General features: G+C 30.1%; 23 protein-coding genes. 7 read left to right on the top strand and 16 right to left on the bottom strand.

Annotation, left to right across the window (positions count from 1 at the left end; genetic code table 11):
• Window positions 1-105 precede the first annotated feature (105 nt).
• From Q4Q34_RS12610 to Q4Q34_RS12590, 5 genes are all read right to left on the bottom strand, one after another.
• On the bottom strand, window positions 106-1377 hold the full coding sequence (locus tag Q4Q34_RS12610; RefSeq protein WP_303316181.1) for a DUF2851 family protein: 1272 nt from the start codon (window positions 1375-1377) through the stop codon (window positions 106-108).
• 101 nt (window positions 1378-1478) lie between these two features.
• Window positions 1479-3218 (bottom strand): PAS domain-containing sensor histidine kinase, encoded by a 1740-nt coding sequence (locus Q4Q34_RS12605; protein ID WP_303316182.1) that lies wholly within the window; start codon window positions 3216-3218, stop codon window positions 1479-1481.
• A complete protein-coding gene (locus Q4Q34_RS12600; protein ID WP_303316183.1) occupies window positions 3212-4339 on the bottom strand; it encodes an FIST signal transduction protein in 1128 nt (375 codons plus the stop codon). The genes Q4Q34_RS12605 and Q4Q34_RS12600 overlap by 7 nt, the downstream gene beginning before the upstream one ends.
• 204 nt (window positions 4340-4543) lie before the next feature.
• Window positions 4544-5902: a pyridoxal-phosphate dependent enzyme gene (locus Q4Q34_RS12595; RefSeq protein ID WP_303316185.1), complete on the bottom strand. Its 1359-nt coding sequence runs from the start codon at window positions 5900-5902 to the stop codon at window positions 4544-4546.
• Between the two features lie 139 nt (window positions 5903-6041).
• On the bottom strand, window positions 6042-7277 hold the full coding sequence (locus Q4Q34_RS12590; protein ID WP_303316187.1) for an ABC transporter permease: 1236 nt from the start codon (window positions 7275-7277) through the stop codon (window positions 6042-6044).
• 8 nt (window positions 7278-7285) lie between these two features.
• Here Q4Q34_RS12590 and Q4Q34_RS12585 point away from each other — a divergent pair, with 8 nt between their 5' ends.
• Entirely contained in the window at window positions 7286-8584 is a 1299-nt protein-coding gene (locus Q4Q34_RS12585) for an exo-beta-N-acetylmuramidase NamZ family protein (RefSeq protein WP_303316188.1), read from the top strand.
• On the opposite strand, the gene Q4Q34_RS12580 is transcribed toward Q4Q34_RS12585, so the two are convergent.
• The 6 genes from Q4Q34_RS12580 to Q4Q34_RS12555 form a co-directional block, all read right to left on the bottom strand.
• Complete coding sequence (locus Q4Q34_RS12580) at window positions 8581-9408, bottom strand: glycerophosphodiester phosphodiesterase family protein (protein WP_303316190.1); 828 nt, start codon at window positions 9406-9408, stop codon at window positions 8581-8583. The genes Q4Q34_RS12585 and Q4Q34_RS12580 overlap by 4 nt on opposite strands.
• Before the next feature lie 53 nt (window positions 9409-9461).
• Window positions 9462-10388 carry a hypothetical protein gene (locus Q4Q34_RS12575; protein WP_303316191.1) on the bottom strand — a complete coding sequence of 309 codons (927 nt, stop codon included), beginning with the start codon at window positions 10386-10388 and terminating at the stop codon, window positions 9462-9464.
• A 13-nt stretch (window positions 10389-10401) separates the two neighbouring features.
• Window positions 10402-10578 carry a DinB family protein gene (locus Q4Q34_RS12570; protein WP_303316192.1) on the bottom strand — a complete coding sequence of 59 codons (177 nt, stop codon included), beginning with the start codon at window positions 10576-10578 and terminating at the stop codon, window positions 10402-10404.
• 27 nt (window positions 10579-10605) lie between these two features.
• The gene (locus tag Q4Q34_RS12565) at window positions 10606-10890 is read right to left on the bottom strand and encodes a hypothetical protein (protein ID WP_303316193.1); all 285 of its coding nucleotides are present in this window, start codon (window positions 10888-10890) and stop codon (window positions 10606-10608) included.
• 163 nt (window positions 10891-11053) lie between these two features.
• Window positions 11054-11890, bottom strand: a complete 837-nt coding sequence (locus Q4Q34_RS12560) for a sterol desaturase family protein (protein WP_303316194.1) — start codon at window positions 11888-11890, stop codon at window positions 11054-11056.
• Window positions 11891-12073: 183 nt separating this feature from the next.
• Window positions 12074-12565, bottom strand: a complete 492-nt coding sequence (locus Q4Q34_RS12555; protein WP_303316196.1) for a YkgJ family cysteine cluster protein — start codon at window positions 12563-12565, stop codon at window positions 12074-12076.
• Window positions 12566-12664: 99 nt separating this feature from the next.
• Here Q4Q34_RS12555 and Q4Q34_RS12550 point away from each other — a divergent pair, with 99 nt between their 5' ends.
• Window positions 12665-13381 (top strand): class I SAM-dependent methyltransferase, encoded by a 717-nt coding sequence (locus tag Q4Q34_RS12550; protein ID WP_303316197.1) that lies wholly within the window; start codon window positions 12665-12667, stop codon window positions 13379-13381.
• A gap of 199 nt (window positions 13382-13580) precedes the next feature.
• Entirely contained in the window at window positions 13581-13775 is a 195-nt protein-coding gene (locus Q4Q34_RS12545; protein ID WP_135877099.1) for a hypothetical protein, read from the top strand.
• A gap of 557 nt (window positions 13776-14332) precedes the next feature.
• On the opposite strand, the gene Q4Q34_RS12540 is transcribed toward Q4Q34_RS12545, so the two are convergent.
• The gene (locus Q4Q34_RS12540) at window positions 14333-16069 is read right to left on the bottom strand and encodes a porin family protein (protein WP_303316201.1); all 1737 of its coding nucleotides are present in this window, start codon (window positions 16067-16069) and stop codon (window positions 14333-14335) included.
• A gap of 73 nt (window positions 16070-16142) precedes the next feature.
• Entirely contained in the window at window positions 16143-19163 is a 3021-nt protein-coding gene (locus tag Q4Q34_RS12535; protein WP_303316202.1) for a tetratricopeptide repeat protein, read from the bottom strand.
• A gap of 349 nt (window positions 19164-19512) precedes the next feature.
• On the opposite strand from Q4Q34_RS12535, the gene Q4Q34_RS12530 reads away from it, so the two are divergent.
• Window positions 19513-20196 (top strand): cell division ATP-binding protein FtsE, encoded by a 684-nt coding sequence (locus tag Q4Q34_RS12530; protein ID WP_303316203.1) that lies wholly within the window; start codon window positions 19513-19515, stop codon window positions 20194-20196.
• Between the two features lie 47 nt (window positions 20197-20243).
• On the opposite strand, the gene Q4Q34_RS12525 is transcribed toward Q4Q34_RS12530, so the two are convergent.
• Window positions 20244-21200, bottom strand: coding sequence for a hypothetical protein (locus Q4Q34_RS12525; protein WP_303316204.1), 957 nt, complete (start codon window positions 21198-21200; stop codon window positions 20244-20246).
• A gap of 305 nt (window positions 21201-21505) precedes the next feature.
• Between Q4Q34_RS12525 and Q4Q34_RS12520 the strand changes: the two genes are divergently transcribed.
• The 3 genes from Q4Q34_RS12520 to Q4Q34_RS12510 are packed head-to-tail and all read left to right on the top strand — an operon-like array spanning window position 21506 to window position 24032.
• Complete coding sequence (locus Q4Q34_RS12520; RefSeq protein WP_303316205.1) at window positions 21506-22243, top strand: class I SAM-dependent methyltransferase; 738 nt, start codon at window positions 21506-21508, stop codon at window positions 22241-22243.
• Window positions 22243-23097 (top strand): glycosyltransferase, encoded by an 855-nt coding sequence (locus tag Q4Q34_RS12515; RefSeq protein ID WP_303316207.1) that lies wholly within the window; start codon window positions 22243-22245, stop codon window positions 23095-23097. The genes Q4Q34_RS12520 and Q4Q34_RS12515 overlap by 1 nt, the downstream gene beginning before the upstream one ends.
• Window positions 23094-24032 (top strand): glycosyltransferase family 2 protein, encoded by a 939-nt coding sequence (locus tag Q4Q34_RS12510; protein WP_303316209.1) that lies wholly within the window; start codon window positions 23094-23096, stop codon window positions 24030-24032. Before Q4Q34_RS12515 ends, Q4Q34_RS12510 begins: the two co-directional genes overlap by 4 nt.
• On the opposite strand, the gene Q4Q34_RS12505 is transcribed toward Q4Q34_RS12510, so the two are convergent.
• The gene (locus Q4Q34_RS12505) at window positions 24015-24434 is read right to left on the bottom strand and encodes a sugar 3,4-ketoisomerase (RefSeq protein ID WP_303316210.1); all 420 of its coding nucleotides are present in this window, start codon (window positions 24432-24434) and stop codon (window positions 24015-24017) included. The genes Q4Q34_RS12510 and Q4Q34_RS12505 overlap by 18 nt on opposite strands.
• Window positions 24427-25509, bottom strand: a complete 1083-nt coding sequence (locus Q4Q34_RS12500; protein WP_303316211.1) for a glycosyltransferase — start codon at window positions 25507-25509, stop codon at window positions 24427-24429. The genes Q4Q34_RS12505 and Q4Q34_RS12500 overlap by 8 nt, the downstream gene beginning before the upstream one ends.
• Between the last annotated feature and the right edge of the window lie 45 nt (window positions 25510-25554).

Genomic DNA, 25554 nt, shown 5'->3' with positions numbered 1-25554 from the left:
TTTAAATATAAAATTTAACAAAATTATATATTTTAGATTTCCTCTTTTGTGAGAATGACAAATTAGTTAAAACCTTGAATCAAACTTCAATAAAATAAGTTATTATTATTTTACGATTAGAGTATTACCAACTGCACATTGCAAGCATTTATTTTTATCACAATATTCTGTTTTAAGCTGAATAAGCCCTTGCGAACTTAGTGCTGAATTTGATACTTTTTTTAAGTTATTAAACGCATCAATAATACTGTTTTTTTCTGAAGTAATTGAAGTTGCTATTTTTATAATATCCGAATTAATGGTTTCTCCCTTGTGTTTTTCATAACAGAATTTAAGCGGTAGAATGGTATTGATTAGTAATAAATCTATAAACGATTTGGTAAGATTTTTTTTAGATGATTTTGATTCTTTTTGAAAGGTGTAATGTGTTTCCCAAAACTTTGATGTTGACACCTTAAACAACTTATAAAAATGATTCAAATGATTGGTTTCTAAAATCTTTGAAAATAGATTTTGATGTTCATAATATAGATTTGCTAATTGAGACAGCCTAATGGTTGGGAAATTTGATGGTCGTAGTCTAAAAAAATGACATGGTAATACGTGACTATTTTTTAGTTTAAACTTTTGTTTCAAAAATTTATACTCCTTAACCAGGCCCAAATGATAACTATCTTCAATATGTTGGTCTAATAAACCAGACTGCCCAAACAATAGCGCTTCTATGGTTTGTTGATTTGATTGTGATTTTCTCAGCACTGAAAAATCAATAGATTTTGCCAAACTAAAAAATGAATCGCCATTTACTTTAAGTCCAAAATTTTTAGCCAGCATTTTAAACAAAACTGCTTCCCAATCATTTTTCGATTCTTTTAAAAGTTGCTCTATTGTTTTAGATTTTCGTTCTAAACGTTCTAAATACAAACGTTCTAACCAGTTACTTAGAACAAAATCATCACTATTTTCAAAATCATGTTCACAATTAATCCACTTATTTTCTTTATTAAATAGTTCTTCATAATTACTTAAAACAGCTTTACTAACAAAATCTTTTAATTCTAAGGTTGGTATTGCTGTATGATCTTTTCTAAAAACGTCTGTGTCGTGTTCCCAAACTACATGTAAAATAACATTGTCATATGCTTTGTCTAGTTCATGATGATGTAAAAACCAATCAGATGATTTTACATGAATCTCTACATTACCTGCCCAAAGCTGTTCATCAATAGTGAGTTGTGCATTAAAAAAATCTGGACCAGAATTTAAATTATGTTGCCCTGTAGTATTGATTATAAGACCTTCTCCATTTGTTGTTTTGAGTTGATCTATTTGAATTTTTTTATATTTCCAGATGTAATGTAAAAAATCTTCTTGCATACAACTAAAGTAGAATTGTTGTACGTAAATTCCAAACAATAATAAGAAATTACTTATGTTTTTAATTTAATTTTTTAATGAAAGGTATTATACAGCAGTAATTAAATAGCTTTTTTATTATAAGCTTTACTAAATGATTTTAGTAATTTGTACAATTCTTCAGGGTTAAAAGGTTTCCCCATAAACCCATTCATTTTATATTGCTGAGTTTTCTTTTTAACATCAGTTTGTGCGAAGGCAGTTAGAGCTATTATAGGAATGTTTGCTTTACTTTTATCTTCTGATTTTCTAATAATTTTTGCTGCTTGATACCCATTTATCTTTGGCATTTGCAAGTCCATAAGTATTAAATCGTAATCATGTTTATTAAATAATTCCAAGACTTCTTCTCCATTTCCTGCTATGGTAAATGTAACCCCCCATTTATTAAAAAAACGCCTAAGAATCAGCACATTCATTTTATTATCTTCGGCAACTAAAACATTTATATCAATAGGTTCATAGCTGGGTTGCATTTTAATCATGTCTGGTTCATAAACACTAAGCCTATTGCTTATTTTATAAGTAATCTCGAACGAAAATGTTGAGCCTTTACCAAGTTCGCTTTCAACCTTTAAATCACTATCTTGAAGATTTAATAATTTTTTGCTTATTGACAGGCCTAAACCTGTACCTCCATATTTTATAGATGTTTCAGAGTTTGCCTGCATAAAACTTTCAAAAATAGATTCTTGTCTACTTTTTGATATGCCAATGCCTGTATCTGTGACTTTAAAAACGAGCGTTACTTTATTTTCTTTTACACCCAAATTACTAACACTAAGATTAATGCATCCATTTTCGGTAAACTTCAAAGAATTACTTAATAAATTTTTAATTATTTGAGCCAATTTTAATTTGTCTCCAATAATATTATCCGGCACATCATTTTCTTTAATAACATTGAAAATCAAGCCTTTTTTCTCTGTTCTTAACCCGAAATGGGATTTTATACTTTCTAAAAAATAATTTAAGCTAAAATCTTTCTCTATAAGTTTTAGTTTACCAGATTTTATTTTGTCAAAATCTAATAAATCATTTATTAATCCTAATAAATGTTCTCCCGAATACTTTAATGCTTTTAGGTTTTCTAATTGATCTGGAAGATGGTCTTCCATAAGTAAAATATTAGTTAATCCTGTAACTGCATTTAGAGGTGTTCTAATTTCATGAGACATAGTAGATAAAAATTCATCTTTAGATTTACTCGCCTTATGTAATTCTATTTCTGTTTCCTTCAAGTTTGTCACATCTATAATAGTCCCTATAAAACCAGTTGAGACTCCTTGACGGTCTTTAATGAGTTTTGATTTGACTTCAAACCACATTATTTCACCGTTTCTTTCATTTTTAAATATGAACTTAATATGTTCTTTTTCTATTGAAAACAGATCATCAAATCGTTTAAAGCCTTCTATATTTTCACCATGCAAAAAGGTTCTGAAACTTTTCCCCACAGCATTATCTATAGGAATTCCAGAATATTCTGCCCAGGCATTATTTAAAAAGGTAAAATTTCCATCAAGATCAGTTTCAAAAAGAACACCACCTATATTATCTACAATGTGTCCTAATTTTTTATTGATTTTATCCCTTTCCTTAGTTAATCTTTGATTAACCACAAATAATTCCCTAGAACTTTCTTCAAGAATATTTTCAATATGTTTTACATCTTTATCAAAACTTTTATAAGCATCATTAACCATATTAAAAAACTGGATAAACTCTGGATTCTCAGATGTGTCTAATCCTGTTTTTTTAAGCTGACGTTTTAATAGTCTATGATAGTCTTTATTTAGCATTCTGAAAGCGTTGTAATAGTCATTGTTTGATTATGTAATTCGCAAGGTGAAAACTCTCCAAAAGGAGCAATTTCTCCGTATGAATAAAAACCTGTTATGCTTGGCTTATCTCCTATTATGTCTCTTACAGCCTCAACTTCTTCTTCTACCATTTGTTTTAAAACTAAACGGCGACCTACACAGCTTATAAGAATAGCTAATTCTGATTTCTCTTCTTGTTCTTTATTAGCTCCAATTGCGGAATCTGCAGCTCCATCTATTAATCTATCAATATTTGCTTTCATTAAACGCACATAGGATTCTTCTGGTATGTTTCCTGCAAATGTTAAACTTTGGTCTTCTTCATTTACGGCCAAAATGGTTCTGACAACTGGTGAGGAATCTTCATCTATTCTCATACTTAAAGGAAATAACAACCCAGAACTCGGCAAATTATTTGCTTGTTCTCCTAAAAAGGATTTATATAATTCTAATGCAGGTAGGCCATCTAATTCATAAAGAATATTTTTATTTGATTTAGTAACCAATCGTTCTATACCAAAACTATCCCATCCTCCTTTTGAGCTGAAGCCCACTTTTAAATGTTCTCCATAAAAACCTAAAGCTATAATGGTTTTATCAACTATTTTATTATCGTTGATAACAAATGTTTTATTGAAATCGGATCCATCGGCAGCTAAACCTCCTGTTATACTAACATTCGGGATTTCTGATTTTAAGCCCGAAACTAAATCAGCTCCATTAACGTTAAGTCCATCACTTAAAACCAATACATGTTTCAAATCTTTATTATAAAGGTCTTTGGCTAAAAGTTGTCCAGATTTATAACTGCAATCCATATCAATAATTTCTATTGATGATTTTTTACAGATAACCTTATCTAGTTTTATTGCTGTAAGAGATATTGTCTCATCTTTAACGGTAATATCTGAGATTTCTCCTGCTGTAGAGCATCCTATAATAGTCGCTTCAGGGTACTTATTATTTATGAAATCCAGTACTTGTTTTTTGGGGTTAAAATCTGGGGATACAAAAAGTAGAAATATATTAGCTTCAATATTTAATACTGAAATATCTTCTAGCCAATTATCCTGTTGTAGGGATATTTGTTGAACGTTCATACCTGATATTTATAGTTAGTAATTTGGGTAAATGCATTTCATCGTAAAATAAATGCATTTAATCGAAAATATAACAAAATTCGGTATAAACAAAATTTTTTAAAGTTTTTATTTACAGATGATTACAGTAAAAACATAAATCTATGGAAATTTATGAGCGTAAAAACCTACTATTAGTAAGCATAAAACTATATTTAATATTAATTATAAAGCACTAATAATATCATACTTAGTAATGATTTGATACGCACCATTATTAAGTTTTACCAATACAGCATTATTATCTCTATGAATTAATTTAGATATAGCCTCAATGGGAGTATTTTCACTAACTATTGGAAATGGTTTATGCATGACTTCTTTAATCGGTAAATCAGAAATATCTTTGTTTTCAATATATTTTCTTAACAAATCTGCTTCATCAACAGCTCCAACAAATCCTGACGAATCTTCAACTGGTATTTGGGAAATTTTATATGTCTTCATACGTTCAATCGCATGAGATACTAATTCTTCTGTTTTTACTGTTACCAGAGGTTTATCTAAATGGTTATTAATGATGTCTTGTGCGCTCGTTAAGTTATCTTCAATAAACCCGCGATCCCGCATCCACTCATCGTTAAACATTTTACCTACATAACGGCTTCCATGGTCGTGAAATAAAACGACTACCACATCATCTTTCTTAAAATGACTTTTTAACTGAAGGAGCCCTTTTATGGCTGCTCCTGCTGAGTTGCCAAGAAACATACCTTCCTCTTTTGCTAATTTTTGCGTATAAATAGCAGCGTCTTTATCGGTTACTTTAGTGAAACCATCTATAACGCTGAAATCGACATTTTTTGGCAGAATATCTTCCCCTATGCCTTCTGTGATATAAGGGTAAATCTCATTTTCATCAAATATACCCGTTTCATGATATTTTTTAAATACGGAACCATAAGTATCTACACCCCAAATTTTTATATTAGGATTTTGTTCTTTTAAATAATTACCAACTCCTGATATGGTTCCCCCTGTCCCTACTCCTACAAGGAAATGTGTGACTTTACCTTTTGTTTGTTGCCATATTTCTGGACCTGTACTTTCGTAATGTGCTGCTGTATTACTGGGATTATCATACTGATTTACGTACCATGAATTTGGTGTTTCTTCTGCAAGTCGTTTTGATGTTGAATAATATGATTTTGGATCTTCTGGCTCTACATTGGTTGGACACACTACAACTTTACTACCTACTGCTCTTAAAATATCCATTTTTTCCTTACTCTGCTTGTCACTTATAACACAGATCATTTTATAACCTTTTACTATAGCTGCTAAGGCTAGCCCCATTCCTGTATTACCAGATGTTCCTTCAATAATGGTTCCACCAGGTTTTAATCGCCCATCTGCCTCTGCATCTTCAATCATTTTTACAGCCATTCTATCCTTAACGGAATTGCCCGGATTAAATGTTTCGTATTTTGCTAAAACTAAGCATGGTAATCCTTCTACAAGTTTATTTAATTTTACTAGAGGTGTATTACCAATAGTGCCTAATATGTTTTCTGCATATTCCATAGTGAAAGTTTATTTTACAAATTTAGGTTAAAAAGTTAACTAGCCTATGCTAGTGATTACAAGGGCCATGCATTATTTAAGACATGCTTATCGTTTAAAGAAACAAAAAGTCTACATCCTAAAAAGCGTAAAAAATTAGCTATTGGAATCTAATAGCTTTTACTGGGGATATTTTTGTGATTATATAAGAAGGTATTAAAAGCATTAATAGGCAGAGTACAAGTGTACCAACATTCAATGCCAAAACATAACTAAAACTTAGGTAAACCGGTGCTTCGGCGACATAGTATGTTTCTTCAGGAAGTGTGACAATTTTAAAATATTTCTGAACAAATAGAAATCCTAAGCCTATTATATTACCCCATAACAGACCAATAAGAATTAAGTAAGATGCATTGTACAAAAACAATTTTCTAATGCTCCAATTATTGCTTCCTATTGCTTTTAAGATCCCAATCATTTGGGAACGTTCTAAGATTAAAACAAGTAAAGCGGTTATCATATTAATGCCTGCCACTAGTATCATGATACCAATGATGCCATAAATATTTGTGTCAAAAATTTGAATCCAATCGAAAACCGAAGCATATTTATGTTTAATGGTTTCAGAATTAAGTACAGAAGGTATATTTTTATATATTTCTACACCTTTTTCGTCTATTTTATTATAGTCGTTAATAAACACTTCAAAATTTCCAATTTGGTCATCTCCCCATCTATTTATTCTTTGTAAATGACGGATGTCACCTATAATATAATTAGCATCAAAATCTTGAAATCCTGAATTATATATTCCAACAATTTGGTAAGTAATTATATTCGTTAATTTTTCTGGATCATCTTTTCGAAACACCATTTGAAATGTTTCATTAAGCTTTAATTGTAATCTATTAGCTAAATACTGAGATATTAAAACATCTTCGTTTCTTTTAGCTGAATAATCCGGAAGTTCTCCTTCAATTAAAAAATCTTCAAAATAACTCCAATTATAATCTGCTCCTACCCCCTTTAAATAAACACCTTCAAAATCAGTTGCCGTTCTAATAATACCAAATTTTGCTGCGACTCCTTGAATATGGCTAACACCTTCTACAGACTTAAACTCTGGATAAAAATCTTGGTTTTTAGATATTGGGATAATACTTTCTTGTGAATTATTACTATCATATTTAGTGATCGTAATATGCCCATTGAATGCTACTACTTTATCTCTAATTTTTTGTTGTAAACCAACTCCAGTAGCTATAGCAATCATCATTACAACTATACCAATCGCAATTGCAGCAATTCCAATTTTTATAATTGGTGCCGATATACTACTTTTATACGCTTTACTACCAATAATGCGTTTAGCTATAAAAAATTCGTAATTCAAATTAATCAATGAGGTTTAATGTTTTCAAAAATACAGTTTTATTATTTGTTTTTATAATGATTTCTTGTGCTTCTAAAGCAAAAAGTAAAATATCCCTTAAAAATGAGATTTCTCATACTAAAAAAAACGATAGTGTTATTATAGTTGGAGCGAATCAAACGGATAATTATTTATCGTTTTTAAATGGGAAACGCGTTGGTATTGTTGCAAATCAGACTTCTGTAATTTTTAAGAAAGAAGAAATAACAGTTATAGGTACTGATCCGGAAACTAATGAACAATCTGTTGTGCACGTGGTCGAAAAAGATACTATGACTCATTTAGTTGATTCCTTAATGGCTTTAAAAGTGGATATAAAAAAAGTATTTTCCCCAGAACATGGTTTTCGTGGTCGTGTAGATGCTGGCGAATTAGTTAAGGACGGTATTGATACTAAAACCAATCTACCTATAGTATCGCTTTATGGAAAAAACAAAAAGCCAACTAAAGAACAACTTGAAGGTTTGGATATTGTTATTTTTGATATTCAAGATGTAGGTGTTCGATTTTATACATATATTTCTACATTACACTATATTATGGAAGCTTGTTCTGAACAAGGAATTCCTGTTTTAGTATTAGATAGGCCAAATCCAAACGGACATTATATAGATGGTCCTACTTTAGAGGTTAAGAATAAAAGTTTTTTGGGCATGCACCCCATTCCATTAGTGCATGGTATGACCATTGGAGAATATGCACAAATGATTAATGGTGAACAATGGTTAAAAAATGGTTCTCAATGTGATTTAACAGTTATTTCTATAAAAAATTATACACATAATACTTTTTACAGCTTGCCCCTAAGACCTTCTCCAAACTTACCTAATGATCAAGCTATAAAATTATATCCTAGTCTTGGTCTTTTTGAAGGCACTAACATAAATGCTGGTCGTGGTACTGAATTTCAATTTCAAAGATTTGGCGCTCCTTTTATAGACAAAACTGCACTTCCTTTTAGCTACACACCTGTTGCCAACTTTGGTGCTAAATACCCTAAACATAAAGGTGTTGTTTGTTATGGTAAAGATTTAAAAAACGAAGAACTTAATGGTGTTATGACACTAAAATGGGTTATTGAAGCGTATCAAAATTCGACAGACAAATCATTGTTTTTCAATACGAATAACTTCACTAAACATGCTGGGACTGATAAATTACAAAAACAGATTGAAGCGGGTTTAAGTGAAACCGAAATTAAAACGACTTGGCAAGATGCTTTAGAAAGGTTTAAAGAAACTCGTAGTAAGTATTTAATATACGATTAGTTTTCTAGAATTTCAATTAGCTTATTTGGATAATCTGTTATAATTCCATTGACTTCAAAATCAATCATTTTTTGAAGTTCTTCAACGCTATTTATTGTCCACGGAATGACCTTAAAATTTTCTGCTTTAAGCTTTTTTATTGTCTCTTTATTCAATAATTTATAATATGGACTGATAATTTCTGGAGAATAACTCATCATTGTTATTTTGCTCCAGATATCTTCATCTTCATCAACTAAAAGTGCTACCTCCATGTTTGGAGCTTGTTTTTTAATTTCCTCCATAATACGTAAATCGAAACTTTGTAAATTCGTATCAGCAAAAGCATTATTATTCTTTATCGCTTCCAAAACTAATTGCACAAAATTCTTTGGATTAGGCGTATAAACATTATCGTACTCAGGGCTGGCCTTAATTTCGATATTGAATTTAATATTGTGGTTTAATATTTTTGATGTTTTAATGACTTCTTCTAAGCTTGGTTTATAAGCCTTCAATTTTTCTTGCTCAGGAAATCTAGGATGAAACTTTGTACCACAATCAAATTGTTTAATACTATCAAAAGTCATTTGATATAAATTGTATTTTTTATCATCTGATTCTGGGATCTCTTTTCCTTCAGCATCCAAACATATAACTCTATTCATAAAGGGTTCATGGGATACCACTACAACAGAATCCTTTGATACCGCAACATCTAATTCTAATGTATGCACTCCTAATGCTATAGCTTTTTCAAATGCTGGTATAGTATTCTCTGGCATGAGTCCTCTACAACCTCTATGCCCTTGAATATCTATAATTTTTGGCTGATTACAATTCATAAACAAATTAATAAAAAGTAAAAATATAATACGCCTAAGACAAATTAGCATTTTTAATTTTGTTTATTTTCTGATGCTAATTTAAGTCTATTATAAATGGGTTCAAAATCTATTATATACGTCCCAACTGTTTTCCCCCAACTTGAAAAGAATAAATATTTTTTATCCTTGGTAACATAAGGTCCCCAATTCCATTTAGAAATACTATGTACTTCCTTTCCTAAATTAACTGGAGTTGTCCATGTATTATTATTTCTTTTAAAAGATATGAATAGATTCGAATTCCCATAGAAAGTATACGCTCCTCCTTTATTTTGTTTACCAAATAACAGAATCAAAAAAGACTCATCTGGCGAAACATACAAATCAGACCAGTCTCCCTTCACATGAAACCCTAATCGTTTTATAAGAGTATCAGATTTGGTAGTAACGACATGAAAAACATCCTGAATCTTCTTATTTTCCTTAATGCCAGCTGTATAATAGTAACTACCTGCTTTAGGAGATTGCCAATAATGAGATTTCTCTATCGCTTTTTTAAACACCTTAGGTGTTGCCCAACCTGTTCTCGTTTTTTTCGAGTATAATCCTTGTGGGGCTATTGTATCTTCATATTGAAAATACAACATCTTTTCGTTTCTTGATAATGCTGGCGCTCCAGCACTATCAGCAAAAATAGTTTGTGGTTTACTCCATTTCCCTTTATTAAATTCGATTTTCATAATATGTGCTAAAGCATCCGGTTGAGATAATGTTGCATAACCGTTTCTAACACCATAATATATCGTTTTTCCATTTTTTGAAATAGCAATACGTTCTGTTGCCATATACCCTTTATCTATATCAAAATTGACTAATACTGGTTTACCTTTTGGTAAAGAATCAACTAAAAAATGCAGATATTTTGAATCCTGACTAACTACCTCTTGTATCCCTAAAAAGAGGATTAAAAATAATATACCATGTTTTATATTTCCCATACATTATATTAGTTTATCTGTAACTGGGTGGCGTGATGCCTTTCATTCGTAAATACGTTGTCATTTGTCCTCGATGGTGTGCATTATGATTCAAAACATCAATAAGTTTCTCTGTTAATTCCGAGGTTTCTTTAACATCATTGATAAAAGTCAATAGCTTATCAAATTGATCATTGGCGTAGATTATCAACGTTTCTTTACTAAAACGGTTTTCATCTCAAGGCTTCCATTTAATAGGTTTATTTTTCATTAATTCTATATTCCATTCTATAGAATATATAGTATGGGATGCTAAAGCTGTATATGTACGCACATCTTCTGTTGGTTTATACATATAATCACTTTCAGGCATGGCTTCAAGAACTTCTATAGTATAAGACTTTGTTTTTTCCAGACGTTCCTTTAAATAATGATAATCTGATTCTTGTTTATCTTTATTTACAAACGCCATAAAAAGGAACATGCCTATAAAACTTATAATGACTATTATTTTAAACTTCATATCTCTAAATATTTTTATTCATAATCAATTTTACGACTAAAAATCAAGCCTTAATATGACAGATGTGTTTTATAATAACACAATTTGACTAATTGTAATTATTTTATAATGTACGATATAAAAACCACATTTAAGAAGTAGTCTCAATATAGTAAGAGGAGTTTTATTCTTCTTTAGAAGTCGTAGGTTTTCTATATTTCTGAAATGGCTGTAGTAATAAGTCCTTAATATTACCGTTTTTAGTTTCATCAGGAAATACATCAACGCCATAAACAATTTTATCGGTATCAAGTTTCATATAAGTCCCAAAAAGTCTGTCCCATACAGAAAAGATATTTCCGTAATTAGAATCTGTATATGGAAGTTTATAATGGTGGTGTACTTTATGCATATCTGGTGATACTATAATATAACTTAGTAAAAAGTCTACTTTTTTAGGCAGTTTTATATTAGCATGATTAAATTGTGTTGCTACAATTGATAGTGATTGATATAAAAAAACAAGTGCTATAGGTGTCCCTATTACAAATATCCCCATAAGTGTAAAGACATAACGGATAAGACTTTCTAAAGGGTGATGTCTATTGGCTGTCGTTGTGTCTACATGGTGATCTGAATGATGTACCAAATGCACCATCCATAATGGCTTAACTTTGTGCTCAATTAAATGCGGCAAGTATGCCCCTATGCCATCAATTAAAAAGATTCCTAGAATCCCATACAACCATATTGGCATGTCCGGAAGCCAATTTAGAATTCCAAAATTATTAGCAACTACCCAATCTGATGATTTTAAAAATATAAAAGCTAAAGGCAGGTTTACAAGAATTGTTGTTAGCGTAAAAAATATGTTCGGTATGGCATGCTTCCACTTTTTATAGCTAAATCCAAATAGGGGCATGATCCCCTCAAGAATCCAAAAAAAAGTTAACCCTCCAACAATAATAATACCCCTATGTAATGGAGGAATGGTTTCAAAATAATTTAAAATAACTTCCAAATAGAATATTTTTATTAGAGTCTGTTTAAGATTTAGTTAATTATTTTTTACGCCCCTTTTTGCGCATTATTTCGTTAAAATTTTGAACCGTAACGAGGCTATGCTTAAAAATTTTGCCTCATACTGCACCAAAATAGCCTATAAAAATTCTAATCACAAATTCTTAAACAGACTCTAAATATACTATTTTATTCTTTTTTTCATGTTTTCAACAATGTTAAAAGCTGCTGGACACATGGCTACATTTTTTAAAGTTAAGTTTGATATTTGCTGAAACTTCTTTCTATCTGTATGTGGAAATTCTCGACAAGCCTTTGGTCTTACATCATAAATAGAGCAATAATTATCTGTTCCCAAAAAAGTACAGGGAACGGTTTGTAAGACATAATCATTATCTTCATCAATACGTAGATATTGATTTATAAACTGCTGCGGTTTTTGTTTGAAGTGTTTCGAAATGCGTTCAATATCTTTATCTGTGAATAATGGCCCAGTAGTTTTACAACAGTTTGCACATTCTAAACAGTCGATACGCTCAAACTCGTCATCATGTAATTCTTGCATGATATAATCCAAATTCTTTGGCGGTTTCTTTTTTAACTTGGCAAAGAATTTTTTGTTTTCGTTATGCTTATCTTTGGCGAGCTTTGGAAGATTTTTAATGGTGTCTTGCATGGTGTAAAAATAAACAAACTTGTCTTTCTGAACGAAGTGAAGAATCTAATTTATTATGAGATGTTTCGACTGCGTTCAACATGACACAAAATATAACTTTTGAAAGATCTTTTCGGAAAAGCATTATTAGATTATCAAAGCGGAAACTATACGGAGGATATGATTACTTCTACAAGCATTTCTGACGAAGATAAATTACCGCTTCCTTATTTATTTCGCAATTTTAAAGATATGCCAAGCATAGAACAAAAAGCCTTAAAATTATCTAAAGGTTTTGTTTTAGATGTGGGATGTGGCGCTGGAAGTCATAGTTTATATTTACAAAAAAAAGGCTTGAAAGTAAAGGCTATTGATATTTCTAAAGGTGCTATTGATGTCGCCAAACAACGAGGTGTTTTAGATACTGAAGTCAAAAATATTTTAGATGAAACTGAAACTTTTGATACTATTCTCCTGTTGATGAATGGTACAGGCATATTTCAACAGTTATCTCAGGTTTCAAAGTACTTATCACATTTAAAAAGCCTTTTAAAAACTAACGGACAAATTTTAATTGATTCTTCCGATATAAAATATATGTACGAAGATGAAGATGGTGGCTTTTGGATTGATGCTAATTCTAGTTATTATGGTGAACTTGATTATTTTGTATCTTATAAAGGTGAAAAAGAAAGTCCAATGAAGTGGCTCTATTTGGATTTTAATACGTTACGTTTGGCTTGTGACACTGTGAAGCTAAAATGTGAATTGATTTTAGAAGGTGAGCATTTTGATTATTTGGCGAGGTTAATTCCTGCGAAGGCAGGAATCTTATAATTTAAAAGGATATTATAATACAAACAAATTAATTTTATTAGCACAGATTAAATTTAAAATAGTAAATTTAAGTTTCTAATTAAAAAAAGAGAAAGTGCATAAATTTTTTAATAGACGAAAAACTATACTTGTGTTTTTTATTGCTGCGGTTATTTCAATTATTTATTTTTTATTTAACTACTTCAATAAAAATCTTTTAATGGAATATCTTTCAGATAATTTGTTGATTCAAACCCTCTTTCTATTTTTAGCAATTGCAGGCCTTATTAATATATTCTACCCTTTCACAATAAGAAAAGAATTAAACAAAAAAGATGTTGAACTTGAATTAAATAAATTTGAAGAAAATTTAATTGAAGATTTAGAATTCAAAAAACAGCTTGAAGATCTTTAATGACTAATTTCAACCCTATTAGGATCATTGTTGATCGATTTTTCAGCACCTTGTCTTTTTAAGGTAAATCATCAGTTTGAAACTCTTTTATTGTCAATATTTTTTAAACAACCCCAAATTTTCAGATAGAAATTAAAATGAGCTTTCATATCCTTATAAACTTTTTTTGCAGATCGAGCCTCATTTTCTATACACTCTAATGATTACATCTATACAAACACCTATTACTTGATGCATCTCCATTCGAGTAATCAATTGAAAAATAACTTGGGCAAGGTGACCTTTTTTAACTCTAAAACACAATCAGAAAGTATTAATTCTTGAACTACACTTTGAGCTATACCAAGATTGATAAAAACAAAATGATATTTAAAGTAACTTTTTCATAAATATAATAAAAGGAATTCCCGTTTTACTAAAACGAATTCAGCACAAGCACAAGAAGTCGCAGGAATGACACAAGATCCTGAAAACAAGTTAGAGGTTTCATCATGAGATTTCTGCCTTATTGAAACTCGTTAATGATATGTTTCATGAGATTCCTGCCTTCGCAGGAATTAAAAATCAAACTTATAAGTAGCACCTGCTAAAAACTGAATACTCTGTACTGGAAAACTTTGCCAGCGTTGATAAGCCTGATTATTAATATTATTAGCTTTTGCAAATACCGATAATTGATCGTTAATATGATACCCCAAATGCGCATTAGCATCAAAATAACTATCTAAAACAACAGTTTCAGATAGGGGGTCCGGTAGTAACGAACCTTCTAATACCAATTGATCTTTACGTTCTCCTACATAAAATAAATTAGCGCCTGTAAACCAATGCTCATTTATCTGATAATCTAGAAACAATGACCCCTTAATATCTGGCAAGTTCCAAGCCTCCGCTTCATCTTCTGTTGAATAACTAAAATACTCAGCTTTTAAACCTAATTTAAAGTTTCTATTTACATCGACATTTATTTCTCCTGCAACTCCAAAAGTATCAACATCATCATATACAATTCCAAACGAGTTTCCGTAATCATAATCATTCTCTGGTATTAGATTTCTTATAATATTTGTTTTATAAAGGGCTTTACTCCTATCGGCTATATAAAGTCCACTAATATTATAACTCATGTTACTGGACAACTTTCCTTTTAAACCTATATAAGCATTGTATAATTGATCAGTAGGCGCTACAACTAAAGTTGGAGATACAAAAGGGTTCTCTGTAGCAAAATCATAATAAGAATTTTGAATTAAGTCACCTTCAATGCCTCCATAAGCAATTAAAACATCATTTACCAACCTATACGTGGCAGTGACATTAGGATAAATATAAATTTTACTTTCTCCAGACTCATTATCATTTAAATAAAACAGAGAGGCTCCAAGGTTTACAGTTAAATCATCTTGTTTCATTTCATATGCTGATGAAATTCCTACTTGAAAATTTCCATAATTTAATTCTGTATTCGTTAAATACGCCCTATCAAATGTTCCTCCTAAGTAGTCAAACCTAATATCAGTTGAAATCTCTACATCTCTAATAGGTAAATCAACTTTTGCTTTGGCTATAAATCTATTTTCTCCAGAACCTTGATTATCCCCAAAACGTCTGAAAAAGAAACTTCCCGAATTAATATAAGTATCTTCAAAAGTAATATCACCCCCAAAATGAGCACTAAAAAAAGAATGACCAACATCAATACCATCAGTTGTTGCTGCTGTAATCTGAGACTGAGGCACTCCATACCAATTATAGCTTTGATGTATAAACCCGCCTTCAACATTCCATGCTAAATCTCTTAAACGAGATGAATAATTCACATTGATTTTAGAGTTAGAAAAATTATCATCAAAAGATAAATCCTCAATACCCCCTTGAGATGAATGATGACTTACATAACCTCCTACACTTTCTGTTCTACTAATAGCATGATTTAAATATACTTCTCCTAAAATAGTTGTGTATGTCCCCACACCTAGGGTTGCATAATTATCAAATAGCTTTATTGGTTTCCTTTTTTCTACGATTGCAGCCTTGCCTTTTGCTGGTGTAAATGTAGATGCCACAGGAAATGAAAAAATATTGTATTTAATCGCTTTTTTAGTTTCGGTAGTTTCATCTTCTAAAGAAGGGGTTTCTTTTACTTTAAATGCATCAGATATTGTTGGTGCATAAGGTTTCACAACATCAATAACTCCTGTGTTAATCGTATCATTTATTTTATCTTGTGAAAAGGAAACTGCAGCATTTAATGTGATTGCTGCGGTTAGTATATTTTTTATGTGCTTTCGCATATTTACTTTTTTGATTTATGATTGATGAGATGCCTCAACTAAGCTCAGCATAACACTTTAACTTATAACAAAACTAATCTTCTGGTTGAATAGATGAATTGGTTTTAGCTTCTTCTGCTTTAATTTTTCTTAATTCGTCTTTAGCTTCGGAAACTACATCTTCAAACTCCGCAAAATTTTCAATAACACTTTCTAAAATATATGTGGCTTGAAACGCATCTCCTAAAGCATAAAAATTCTTTGCCATAAGTACCAAACCTTTAGCGCTAAAATACTTATAACCCGAAAAGTCCTTAGCTAATCTTTGAACCGATTTATTAGAGGCTTCATGCTCTCCTTCTTTATTTTTGAAATAAGCATTATAATATAAGGCTTCAGCTGCGGTTTCTCCTGTGGCTACTTTTTCTACTTTAGTATAAGCTGTTTTTGCTTTGTTTTCGTCTCCTGTTTTTATAGCTGAACGTGCTATAATAATATGAGCATCGCTTTTTATTTTATTATCGATTTTTGAATTTCCTAATACTTTTTCAGCATAAGAAACTGCTTCATTATAATTTTTTAGCTGGTAATGTGCTTTCATCAAGTTTGATTGAGCAAATACTACGTTTTGCGGAAAATTTGCTTCTTCTTCAAGCCTTAACAATAAAGGCATGGCCTTATTCCAACTTTTAGCTTCTAAAAAGTGTTGAGATAATCGAGATAACGCTTCTTCTGTATATTCATTCTGCGATCTTTCTACTATATATTTATAATGAGGTGCTGCATTACCTGACAAATCCTTTTTGTTATATAACTCAGCTATATGAAAATGGGCTTGTAATGCGTGCAATCCGCTAGGAAATTTATTTAAGTAACCATTAAATTGTTTAATAGCTTTATCTGTATTACCGTCTAAGTATTGTTTTTCGGCTGCTTCGTATGTAGCGTTATCTAAATCTGTATCTGTAACCTCTACATAATCTAAAGATCGAACCCAAGTTGCATAATCATCAACACGTCCTAAATCTATATAAATTAATTTAGCAGTTGCCACAGACTGAACTGCTTCTGGTGTACCAGGATAGTCTCCTGCTACTTTTTTAAATTTAGTTAATGCGCGTTCGTTTTCACTCCCGTTGTAGTAAACTAATCCTTGGCGCAGTAATGATTTAGGCACAAACGAGCTCATTTTATATTCTGAATTCAAACGGTTGTAAATCGCCATTGCTTTATCAGTTTCATTAGCTTTAACATATGAGTTACCTAACTCATACATGGCATCGTCTCTCAACTTTGACTTAGGGTATTTTGAAATAAACTGTTCAAGTTCTTTTATTTTTTTTGAAGATTGCCCACTATAACCTGTACTGATCGCTTTTTGAAAAAATGGATAATCGGATTCTATTTCATTTAACTTAATTGCCTTATTATAAGCATTAATAGCACTTTTGTATTGACTGGAAACAAAATGACCATCTCCTAACCTTAAATAAGCATCATTTAATCTTACTTTGTCTTCTTTTTTACTAGAAATAAATTGATTGAAATATTTAGTTGATTCACCATAATTTTTCAATTTAAAATAAGCATAAGCCAAATTATAATCTATATTTTCAATCTCAGGTGTTGATGAAGATTCCGGTTCCTGTTGAAAGTCCTTAAAGCCCACTAAAGCTTCATCATAATTAGTTAAACTATAATCCGCTTCTGCTTTCCAAAATGTTGCTCGAGCTGTGTATTTTGGGTCTCTTGGTTCCTTCAAAGATTGAGAAAAAAGCGATTCTGCCTCTAAATAATTATTATCATTATAAAGCTCTAACCCTCTATAAAATGCCACTTTTTGATAAGCTACTTTATTTTCAAAACTCTTTTTTCCTTCTAATAATTTAAGAGCCTCTTCATAGTTTTTCGACGTGATATAAGAATCTATTAATAGTGTCTCAATTTCTTCCTTATAATTTGTATCTGGATATCTATCTAAATAGCCAGCTAAAACCTGGGGTGCTGATTGATAGGGGTTTCCGATTTCGTAACTAATCTTTGCATAATTTAACCAAGCGTCTTCCTGAATTCTTAAATCAAAATCCATTTGAGAAGCATATCTGAAAGCATTTAATGCTTCTTGTTTTTTATCGAGATTAATATAACTTTCCCCTAAATGATAATAAGCATTCTGAGCAATTGAATTATTACCACCTACTATTTTATTAAACTCAGAAATAGCATTTTCATAGCTTTTCTGCTTATAATGTGCATACCCTAACTGATAAAAGTCTGTATTATTCCATTTACCTTTTTTCCCTTTATATGCTGTTAAATAAGGGATAGCTTCTGCGTATTTTTCTAAATTAAAGTAGCTCTCCCCTATTATTTTTGAAAGTTCTGATACTTCCGTTTCGTCACTCTCGTCTAATCTATCCTTAGCAAGTTTTATTGCTTTTTCAAAGTTTCCCAATTTAAAGTTTAGGTCCGCTTGATAATATGATAGTTTTTCTTTGTAACGCTCCTGATCGCTTACCTGATCGAAATACTCGTTAGCCTTATCATAATCATCTCCTTCATATGCCATAAAACCTATGTAATACTTAGCTTGAGATCCAAATTCCTGAGAATTTTCTACGCGTGTTAAATATTTTCTTGCTTCTTTATATTGTTTTGTAGAAAATGCTGAATACCCATTATTGAAATTGAATTTTTCCTTTTCTTTTCTAGCTAAAGCGTTTTCATCTACTTTATCATACCACTTCCTTGCGTGGGCATATTTAGAGTTTTCAAAATAATAATCAGCTACATCAACAAAAGCAGTATTTCTTTTTGTACTTGTTGGATAGTCTTTTACATAATCTTCTACTAACTGGTCTGCGTTTTGTTGATTTAAACGCACAGCACAATTCGCAATATAATATGCGCAATCAGACTGCAAGATTTCTTCTTTAGCAGTTTTCTTTACATTAGCAAATAAAGACTTTGCTGCAAGATATTGTTGATTGTTGTAAAGAGATAAGGCTTTTTGGTAATCAACTAAATTGCTGGTATAAGTAGCTGATTGTTGTGCTATAATATGTAAACTAAAACTAATAGCCACCAAAAGAGAGACAATGCTTTTTTTAGTCATTAACGGTTTGTTTTTAATTTAAAATCAAAGATAAATAAAGAATTCTTTATTTTAGATTTCCGATTTCACCCCGTGAGCAAAAGGAAATGGCAAACTTAATAGAAACCTTGATGTTTTGCATCAAAAAGCTCCTTTTTATTCGATATAAAGTTAATAACGTAATAATCGTGCCATAATTATAAGACGGCTTATTAAATGTTAAAAAGGTTAAAATATTGAGGGTAAAAATAATAGTACGAAATAGTTATTTTAAGATATAAAAACTCTGCCATAACAATAAAAATTATGCTTTATGGTTTGTTATGTTAAACATTAAACTTTAAACTTGTAACTTTAAACTCATCCTTTTATGTCAAAACCTATTTTACAATTAAAAGACGCTTCTATTTTTCAAGGTGAGAGTCTCGTACTTTCAAACGTTAATGTTGAAATTAACAAAGGTGATTTTGTATATTTAATTGGAAAAACAGGAACAGGTAAAAGTAGTTTTATGAAAACACTTTATGGCGACCTACCTTTAACTAAAGGCGAAGGACATATTGTAGATTATGATTTAAAACATCTTAAAGAAAAAGACATTCCTTTTTTAAGGCGTAAGTTAGGTGTTGTTTTTCAGGATTTTAAATTACTTACTGATAGAACCATTAATGATAACTTATTGTTTGTTTTAAAAGCTACTGGTTGGAAAGACAAAACAGACATGGATACTCGTGTTGAAGAAGTTTTAGCTAAGGTAGATATGAAAACCAAAGGGTTTAAATTTCCACATGAACTCTCTGGTGGTGAACAGCAGCGTGTAGCCATTGCCAGAGCTTTACTTAATAACCCTGAACTTATTCTTGCTGATGAACCTACTGGAAATTTAGATCCACAAACCAGTGTGGAGGTTATGGAGGTACTTCAAGACATCAATAAAAATGGTAATACCATCTTAATGGCTACTCATGATTATGCTTTATTACTTAAGTACCCTAGTAAAACACTTAAGTGTGATGAGAATCAGGTTTATGAGGTGGTACAACGGAAAGGTTGAACACTGCCTGATTATTCAGGCAGTTATTTTAATCTCATATTATCACCCTATTCTTTAACTTTCAATATTTCAATTTCTTTTTTAAGATCTATTACATACAATGTAAGTTCTTCTATTTTTTGTAATAAGAGCTTATTCATTTCTCCAAGTTCAATACCATTTGCTTTTACCTCTTCTGCACTTGGAATATCTTTTAAGTGCCCATTTTCTTTAATATATTCTTCAACTTCTTTTAATGTTGGTAATTTATAACCTGTTTGAAACACAAAATCAGCCCAAGTATTATATACTTTTACCTCCTCTGCTCTAACCTTTCCTTTAACAGATAACCTGTAAGTATCTCCACCATCTACAAAAGAATTTGTTCCTATGCCAACATTTCCTGTTTCTACATAAACATCAGCTTCAAAATTAGTTTTCAACTTGTTAATCAAGCCATAACCCTGTCCTTTTTTATAATTTCCCCATTGCCCAATTACTATAGTCGAATTTTGAGACGGCATCTGTATATAGTTAGTCGGGTTTGTATCTCCATCAAAAATTGAAGAGCTAAGCGAAATAGCAGCTCTCCACTGAATATTATCACTTCTCATTTCTTGAACCATTATACTATTATTTCTATGACCTGCATCTGGTCTACTTTGCAATATAACTCCATTTGCTCCATTATCAGCCCTATACAATGCAAACAATCCACCTCCATGATAATTCCCTTCTAAAGCAACTGTTCTAATATTATTAGGTTCAAATACTTTAAAACCATTCAAGTTAAATTTCATTCTAGCACCAGAATCTCCATTACCTAATAATAAATCATTTGAATATCTTCCACTTCCATTTACTTGAAGTTTGTACAACGAATTTACAGATGGTGTTAAACCAATACCTATGTTACCAGATAACGAAGTATTACTTGAATCTACAGAACTGTTACCATTTTGATCTGTTATTTGAGAATAAGATAATGATGTGATTAAAATACTTAGTAAGAATAATTTTTTCATAATAGATTAATATAAAAGTTAAAAACTTAAAATTAACTATAATCACTATCCTTAATGACGAAAAAACCACATTTTAAATACTAAGTTTTATTTTTTTTAAAATCGGATACGGTAAACCGTAAAATCTTAAACATTTTAAAAATATTTTTCGACATGCAAAAATGTAATCAATATTGTTTTTAAAAATAACTTTTCAGCTTAGAGAAAATTTCCAGTAAATGAATAATTATTTTCTTAATAACTAATAAAACATTAAAATTGTGATAAGAATCAATTTTATGAATTTGTGATACACAAAAGTAATCATGTATAATTCCATTAAGAAAAAAGCAAAAACTTTAATTCCAAAAGACTTTTTGCTTAAACGTGAGTTTTTTTTTAGAAGCTTCTACGGCATATTTTATATTGGAAATACCCACCAATGCAATATTTGTTTTAAAAAATTAAAATCTTTTGTTTTATTAGAAAATGAAGATTTGTTATGCCCTTTTTGTGGCAGTTTACCAAGAAACAGAAGGCTCTGGAATTTGCTTAACTTAAAAAATGAATTAAAAGGCAACGTGCTACATTTTTCGCCTTCAAGAAATTTATATCGAGCGTTGAAAAAAATTAAAAACATCAATTATTTCAGCACAGATTTTGAAAATGAGTTTTTGGCCGATTATAAATATGATATTACTAATATTGATCAAAACGACGAAACATTTGATGTTATAATATGTTATCATATCTTAGAGCATATTATGGAAGATCAAAAAGCTATGTCTGAACTATACAGAGTTTTAAAACCAGACGGAAAAATTTATGTGCAAACTCCATTTAAAAATGGAGATATTTATGAAAATTTTACTATTGATTCTCCCGAAGGGCGATTAAAACATTTTGGGCAAGAAGACCATGTTAGAATCTATTCTATTGAAGGACTGAAAGATAGACTAAAAAATAAAGGTTTTAATGTACAGATTAAAACCTTTAACAATAGAAAAGATGATTTTTATTACGGATACAGGTCTCCCGAAACCATTTTAATTCTTGGTAAATAATGCTATCAGTATTAATTCCTACATATAAATACGATATCCTCGCTTTAGTCAAAGAATTAAATACACAATGTGTAGAGTGCAAAATTGAATTTGAAATATTAGTATATGATGACGGATCTAAATCTTCATTAAATAAAAACAATAATTTAATTAACTTTATAGATTACTGCCACTTTAAAGAATTACCAAACAATATAGGGCGAAGTGCTATTAGAAACTTATTGGCTTTAAATGCTAAGTATTCTTTATTATTATTCGTAGATGCTGGCACATTTCCTAAATATAATGATTTTATAAAAAGATATATCAGTATAAAAAATGAAAAAGTTATTAATGGAGGTATGACTTGTTTAGAAAAACCTCCTAAAAAACCTTATAAATTCAGATGGCTTTATACAAAAAAAAGAGAACACAAAGCTTTTTGTTCTTCAAACTTCCTAATTAAAAAAGAGGTGTTTAAAATGAATCCGTTTGATGAATCAATAAAAAAATATGGTTATGAAGATATTACATTCTTTAATGAGTTATTAAAAAAGAATATTAGTATTCATCGTTTTAACAATCCTGTAATTCATAATGCTGATGATGATGCTAATACATTTATTAGAAAATCTGAAAATGCTATTGAAAATTTAGTTTCTTTAGTCAAAGAAAAAAAGATGAATAGGAGTGGCTTAGATCTATTAAAACATTATAGTTTGATCGAAAAATTAGGATTAAACTCGATTACTTGTTTTCTCTTCAAAAGTTTTAAGCATCTTTTATTAAAAAACTTTAACTCTTCACATCCTTCTATTCTATTATTTTATTTTTATCGACTTGGTTATTTTTGCTCACTTAAAAACAAAAAATGATGCCATTTTTCTCTGTAATAATTCCATTATATAATAAAGAAGCATTCATTGAATACACTATAAAAAGTGTTTTAAATCAATCATTTAATGATTTTGAAATTATTTTAGTAGATGATGGCAGCACAGATAATAGTTATAAAATAGCCTCTAAGTTTGATGATATAAGAATTAACCTTATACAGCAAAAAAACAAAGGTGTCTCAGTTGCCAGAAATGTTGGAATAAAAAATGCTAAAGGAAAGTACATCGCATTGCTTGACGCAGACGACATATGGCATGATAATCATTTAATGGAATTAAAAAAACAAATTTTATTATTTCCCGAGGCTGGATTATACTGTAATAACTATGAAATTTTATTACAGAAAGGTATATTTAGAAAAGCTACTTTTAATTTTAAATTTCAAAATGATTGTTTAATTGTAGACGATTACTTTAAAGCGAGTATCATAAACCCAGTAGCATGGACATCGGCTGTTGGGTTTTCGAAAGAAAAATTTATTAGTATTGGGCAATTCGATACAACTTTTAAAACGGCTCAAGATCTTGATTTATGGATAAGATTCGCTTTACGATATAAAGTAAGTTTCAATCCTATTATTACAATGTCGTACAAACTTTATACTGAAAATAGCCTTTCAAAAAAAGAGTACAATGATATACGATATGATTTTATTAATAATTATACTGAACAAGAACAAGAAAATTCTTCACTAAAACTATATCTTGATATAAATCGTTATGCTGTAGCACTTAGATGTAAATTAAATAATGAATTTGTTTTGTATAAAAAATTAAAAAAACAAATAGATTTCAAAAATTTAAATTTAAAACAAAAACTTTTAATAAATCAGCCAAATTTTCTGCTTAAACTCATAAAACAAATTCAAAACTTCCTTATAAGCAAAAACATATACCTATCTGCCTTTAAATAGTACAAACTCATCATAATTTCTAATGTAATCGTCTTCATCAAAAACATCAGAAGCTAATACTAAACATACTGCTCCAGAAGAAAAATTTTCGAGCTCTCTCCAAGTTCCTGGGGTTATTAATAGCCCTCGTGTTGGATTGTTAAGTGTTATTCTTTTAGTATTCTTATTATCCTTTAAAACGACATCAAAGCTTCCAGCTAAAGCAACTAAAAACTGGCTAAGTCGTTTATGGGCATGTCCTCCTCTATAAGATCCGCTAGGTACATCAAAAAGATAGTATACACGTTCTATTTTAAAAGGAATGATATCTTTTTCAATTACAGCTAAGTTTCCCCTCCCATTCTCATCTATGATTTTGGGGATATTAATTAAAATCCCGCTACCCATGTTTTGTTTAGTCATGTACTATATTTATTAATTGTTTCCATTCTTGTGAAATATTTTCTATAGAAAATCGTTGTACACTCTGTTTCGTATTTAGCTTACATGTTTTATATAAATTGGTATCAAATATAAAACTATTCATGGCATTTGCCAGTGCCTCCTTATTATAATTCTCAATTAAAAGCCCATTATAACCATGTTTGAGAACCTCTTTCGGTCCTGATTTACAATCTACCGAAATTATTGGAGTACCACATGCTAAAGCTTCTAATAAAACCATGGGAAAGCCTTCGTATCTACTTGTTAAAACAGTAAACAATGCCTTCTTAACATAAGGATAAGGATTTAGTACATACGGTTTAAAAATCACACTTTCTGATAACGATAAATTTGTGGCTTTATTCTTTATGGATTCTAAATCATCTCCACTTCCTAAAATAAGAAGTTTTATCCCTTCCCTTATTAAATCAGATTTTTTATACCCTTCTAACAGCAGCGAAAGGTTTTTTGATTTTTCTTCAATCCTGCCATAAAAAAGAATATACTTTTCATTAAACTCTATTACCTCATCTGCTTTATTTGATATTAAGTTTAAATGTATGGGATTATAAATTTGCTTAACATTTTTAAGTCTATACCTTTTTTCAATTATATTCTTTATTTCTTCGCTTACAACAACAAGTTTAAATAACCTTTTATACAATAGATTGGCAAAAAACGTTGAGCTCGGGAAATAGGTTTTTAAATTATGGCTATGAACAACTGCAATGCGTCTTGTTGCTCTAAAAACAAATTTGTACAAAACAAGTTCTTTTAACAAAACAGGTCTTGTTCTATTATCTATTATTACATCAAACTTATTTTCTTTAAAATACCTATTTAAAACACGTATCTTATTAAAATTACTTCTATTATTTTTTAGATTCAATTCAAGATTAAAAAGAGTTCCAGAGTAATCATATTCAATAACATCCTTCGTACAAAGTACATGCACATTAAACCCTAGATTAGTTAATAAAAAAGATAAATTTGCGCTTACTTTTTCGGCACCACCAGTTCCTAAAGTTGTTGTTATTATACATATTTTTTGCATTCAATAATATGATTAAAGTTTTAATTAAATATGTTTGTATAAAAT

It is taken from the genome of Flavivirga abyssicola (assembly GCF_030540775.2).
In the GTDB taxonomy this organism is placed as follows: domain Bacteria; phylum Bacteroidota; class Bacteroidia; order Flavobacteriales; family Flavobacteriaceae; genus Flavivirga; species Flavivirga abyssicola.
The sequence above is the reverse complement of the archived record's forward strand: the minus strand, read 5'-3'. Positions and strand labels throughout refer to the sequence as shown.

Excerpts from the sequence above, each read along its gene's own strand:
- Q4Q34_RS12535 (WP_303316202.1), bottom strand. The coding sequence starts at position 19,163 with ATGACTAAAAAAAGCATTGTCTCTCTTTTGGTGGCTATTAGTTTTAGT.
- Q4Q34_RS12600 (WP_303316183.1), bottom strand. The coding sequence starts at position 4,339 with ATGAACGTTCAACAAATATCCCTACAACAGGATAATTGGCTAGAAGAT.
- Q4Q34_RS12555 (WP_303316196.1), bottom strand. The coding sequence starts at position 12,565 with ATGCAAGACACCATTAAAAATCTTCCAAAGCTCGCCAAAGATAAGCAT.
- Q4Q34_RS12540 (WP_303316201.1), bottom strand. The coding sequence starts at position 16,069 with ATGCGAAAGCACATAAAAAATATACTAACCGCAGCAATCACATTAAAT.
- Q4Q34_RS12500 (WP_303316211.1), bottom strand. The coding sequence starts at position 25,509 with ATGCAAAAAATATGTATAATAACAACAACTTTAGGAACTGGTGGTGCC.
- Q4Q34_RS12565 (WP_303316193.1), bottom strand. The coding sequence starts at position 10,890 with ATGAAGTTTAAAATAATAGTCATTATAAGTTTTATAGGCATGTTCCTT.
- Q4Q34_RS12505 (WP_303316210.1), bottom strand. The coding sequence starts at position 24,434 with ATGACTAAACAAAACATGGGTAGCGGGATTTTAATTAATATCCCCAAA.
- Q4Q34_RS12520 (WP_303316205.1), top strand. The coding sequence starts at position 21,506 with ATGTATAATTCCATTAAGAAAAAAGCAAAAACTTTAATTCCAAAAGAC.
- Q4Q34_RS12575 (WP_303316191.1), bottom strand. The coding sequence starts at position 10,388 with ATGGGAAATATAAAACATGGTATATTATTTTTAATCCTCTTTTTAGGG.
- Q4Q34_RS12545 (WP_135877099.1), top strand. The coding sequence starts at position 13,581 with ATGGAATATCTTTCAGATAATTTGTTGATTCAAACCCTCTTTCTATTT.
- Q4Q34_RS12580 (WP_303316190.1), bottom strand. The coding sequence starts at position 9,408 with ATGAATTGTAATCAGCCAAAAATTATAGATATTCAAGGGCATAGAGGT.
- Q4Q34_RS12605 (WP_303316182.1), bottom strand. The coding sequence starts at position 3,218 with ATGCTAAATAAAGACTATCATAGACTATTAAAACGTCAGCTTAAAAAA.
- Q4Q34_RS12585 (WP_303316188.1), top strand. The coding sequence starts at position 7,286 with ATGAGGTTTAATGTTTTCAAAAATACAGTTTTATTATTTGTTTTTATA.
- Q4Q34_RS12610 (WP_303316181.1), bottom strand. The coding sequence starts at position 1,377 with ATGCAAGAAGATTTTTTACATTACATCTGGAAATATAAAAAAATTCAA.
- Q4Q34_RS12530 (WP_303316203.1), top strand. The coding sequence starts at position 19,513 with ATGTCAAAACCTATTTTACAATTAAAAGACGCTTCTATTTTTCAAGGT.
- Q4Q34_RS12515 (WP_303316207.1), top strand. The coding sequence starts at position 22,243 with ATGCTATCAGTATTAATTCCTACATATAAATACGATATCCTCGCTTTA.
- Q4Q34_RS12510 (WP_303316209.1), top strand. The coding sequence starts at position 23,094 with ATGATGCCATTTTTCTCTGTAATAATTCCATTATATAATAAAGAAGCA.
- Q4Q34_RS12525 (WP_303316204.1), bottom strand. The coding sequence starts at position 21,200 with ATGAAAAAATTATTCTTACTAAGTATTTTAATCACATCATTATCTTAT.
- Q4Q34_RS12595 (WP_303316185.1), bottom strand. The coding sequence starts at position 5,902 with ATGGAATATGCAGAAAACATATTAGGCACTATTGGTAATACACCTCTA.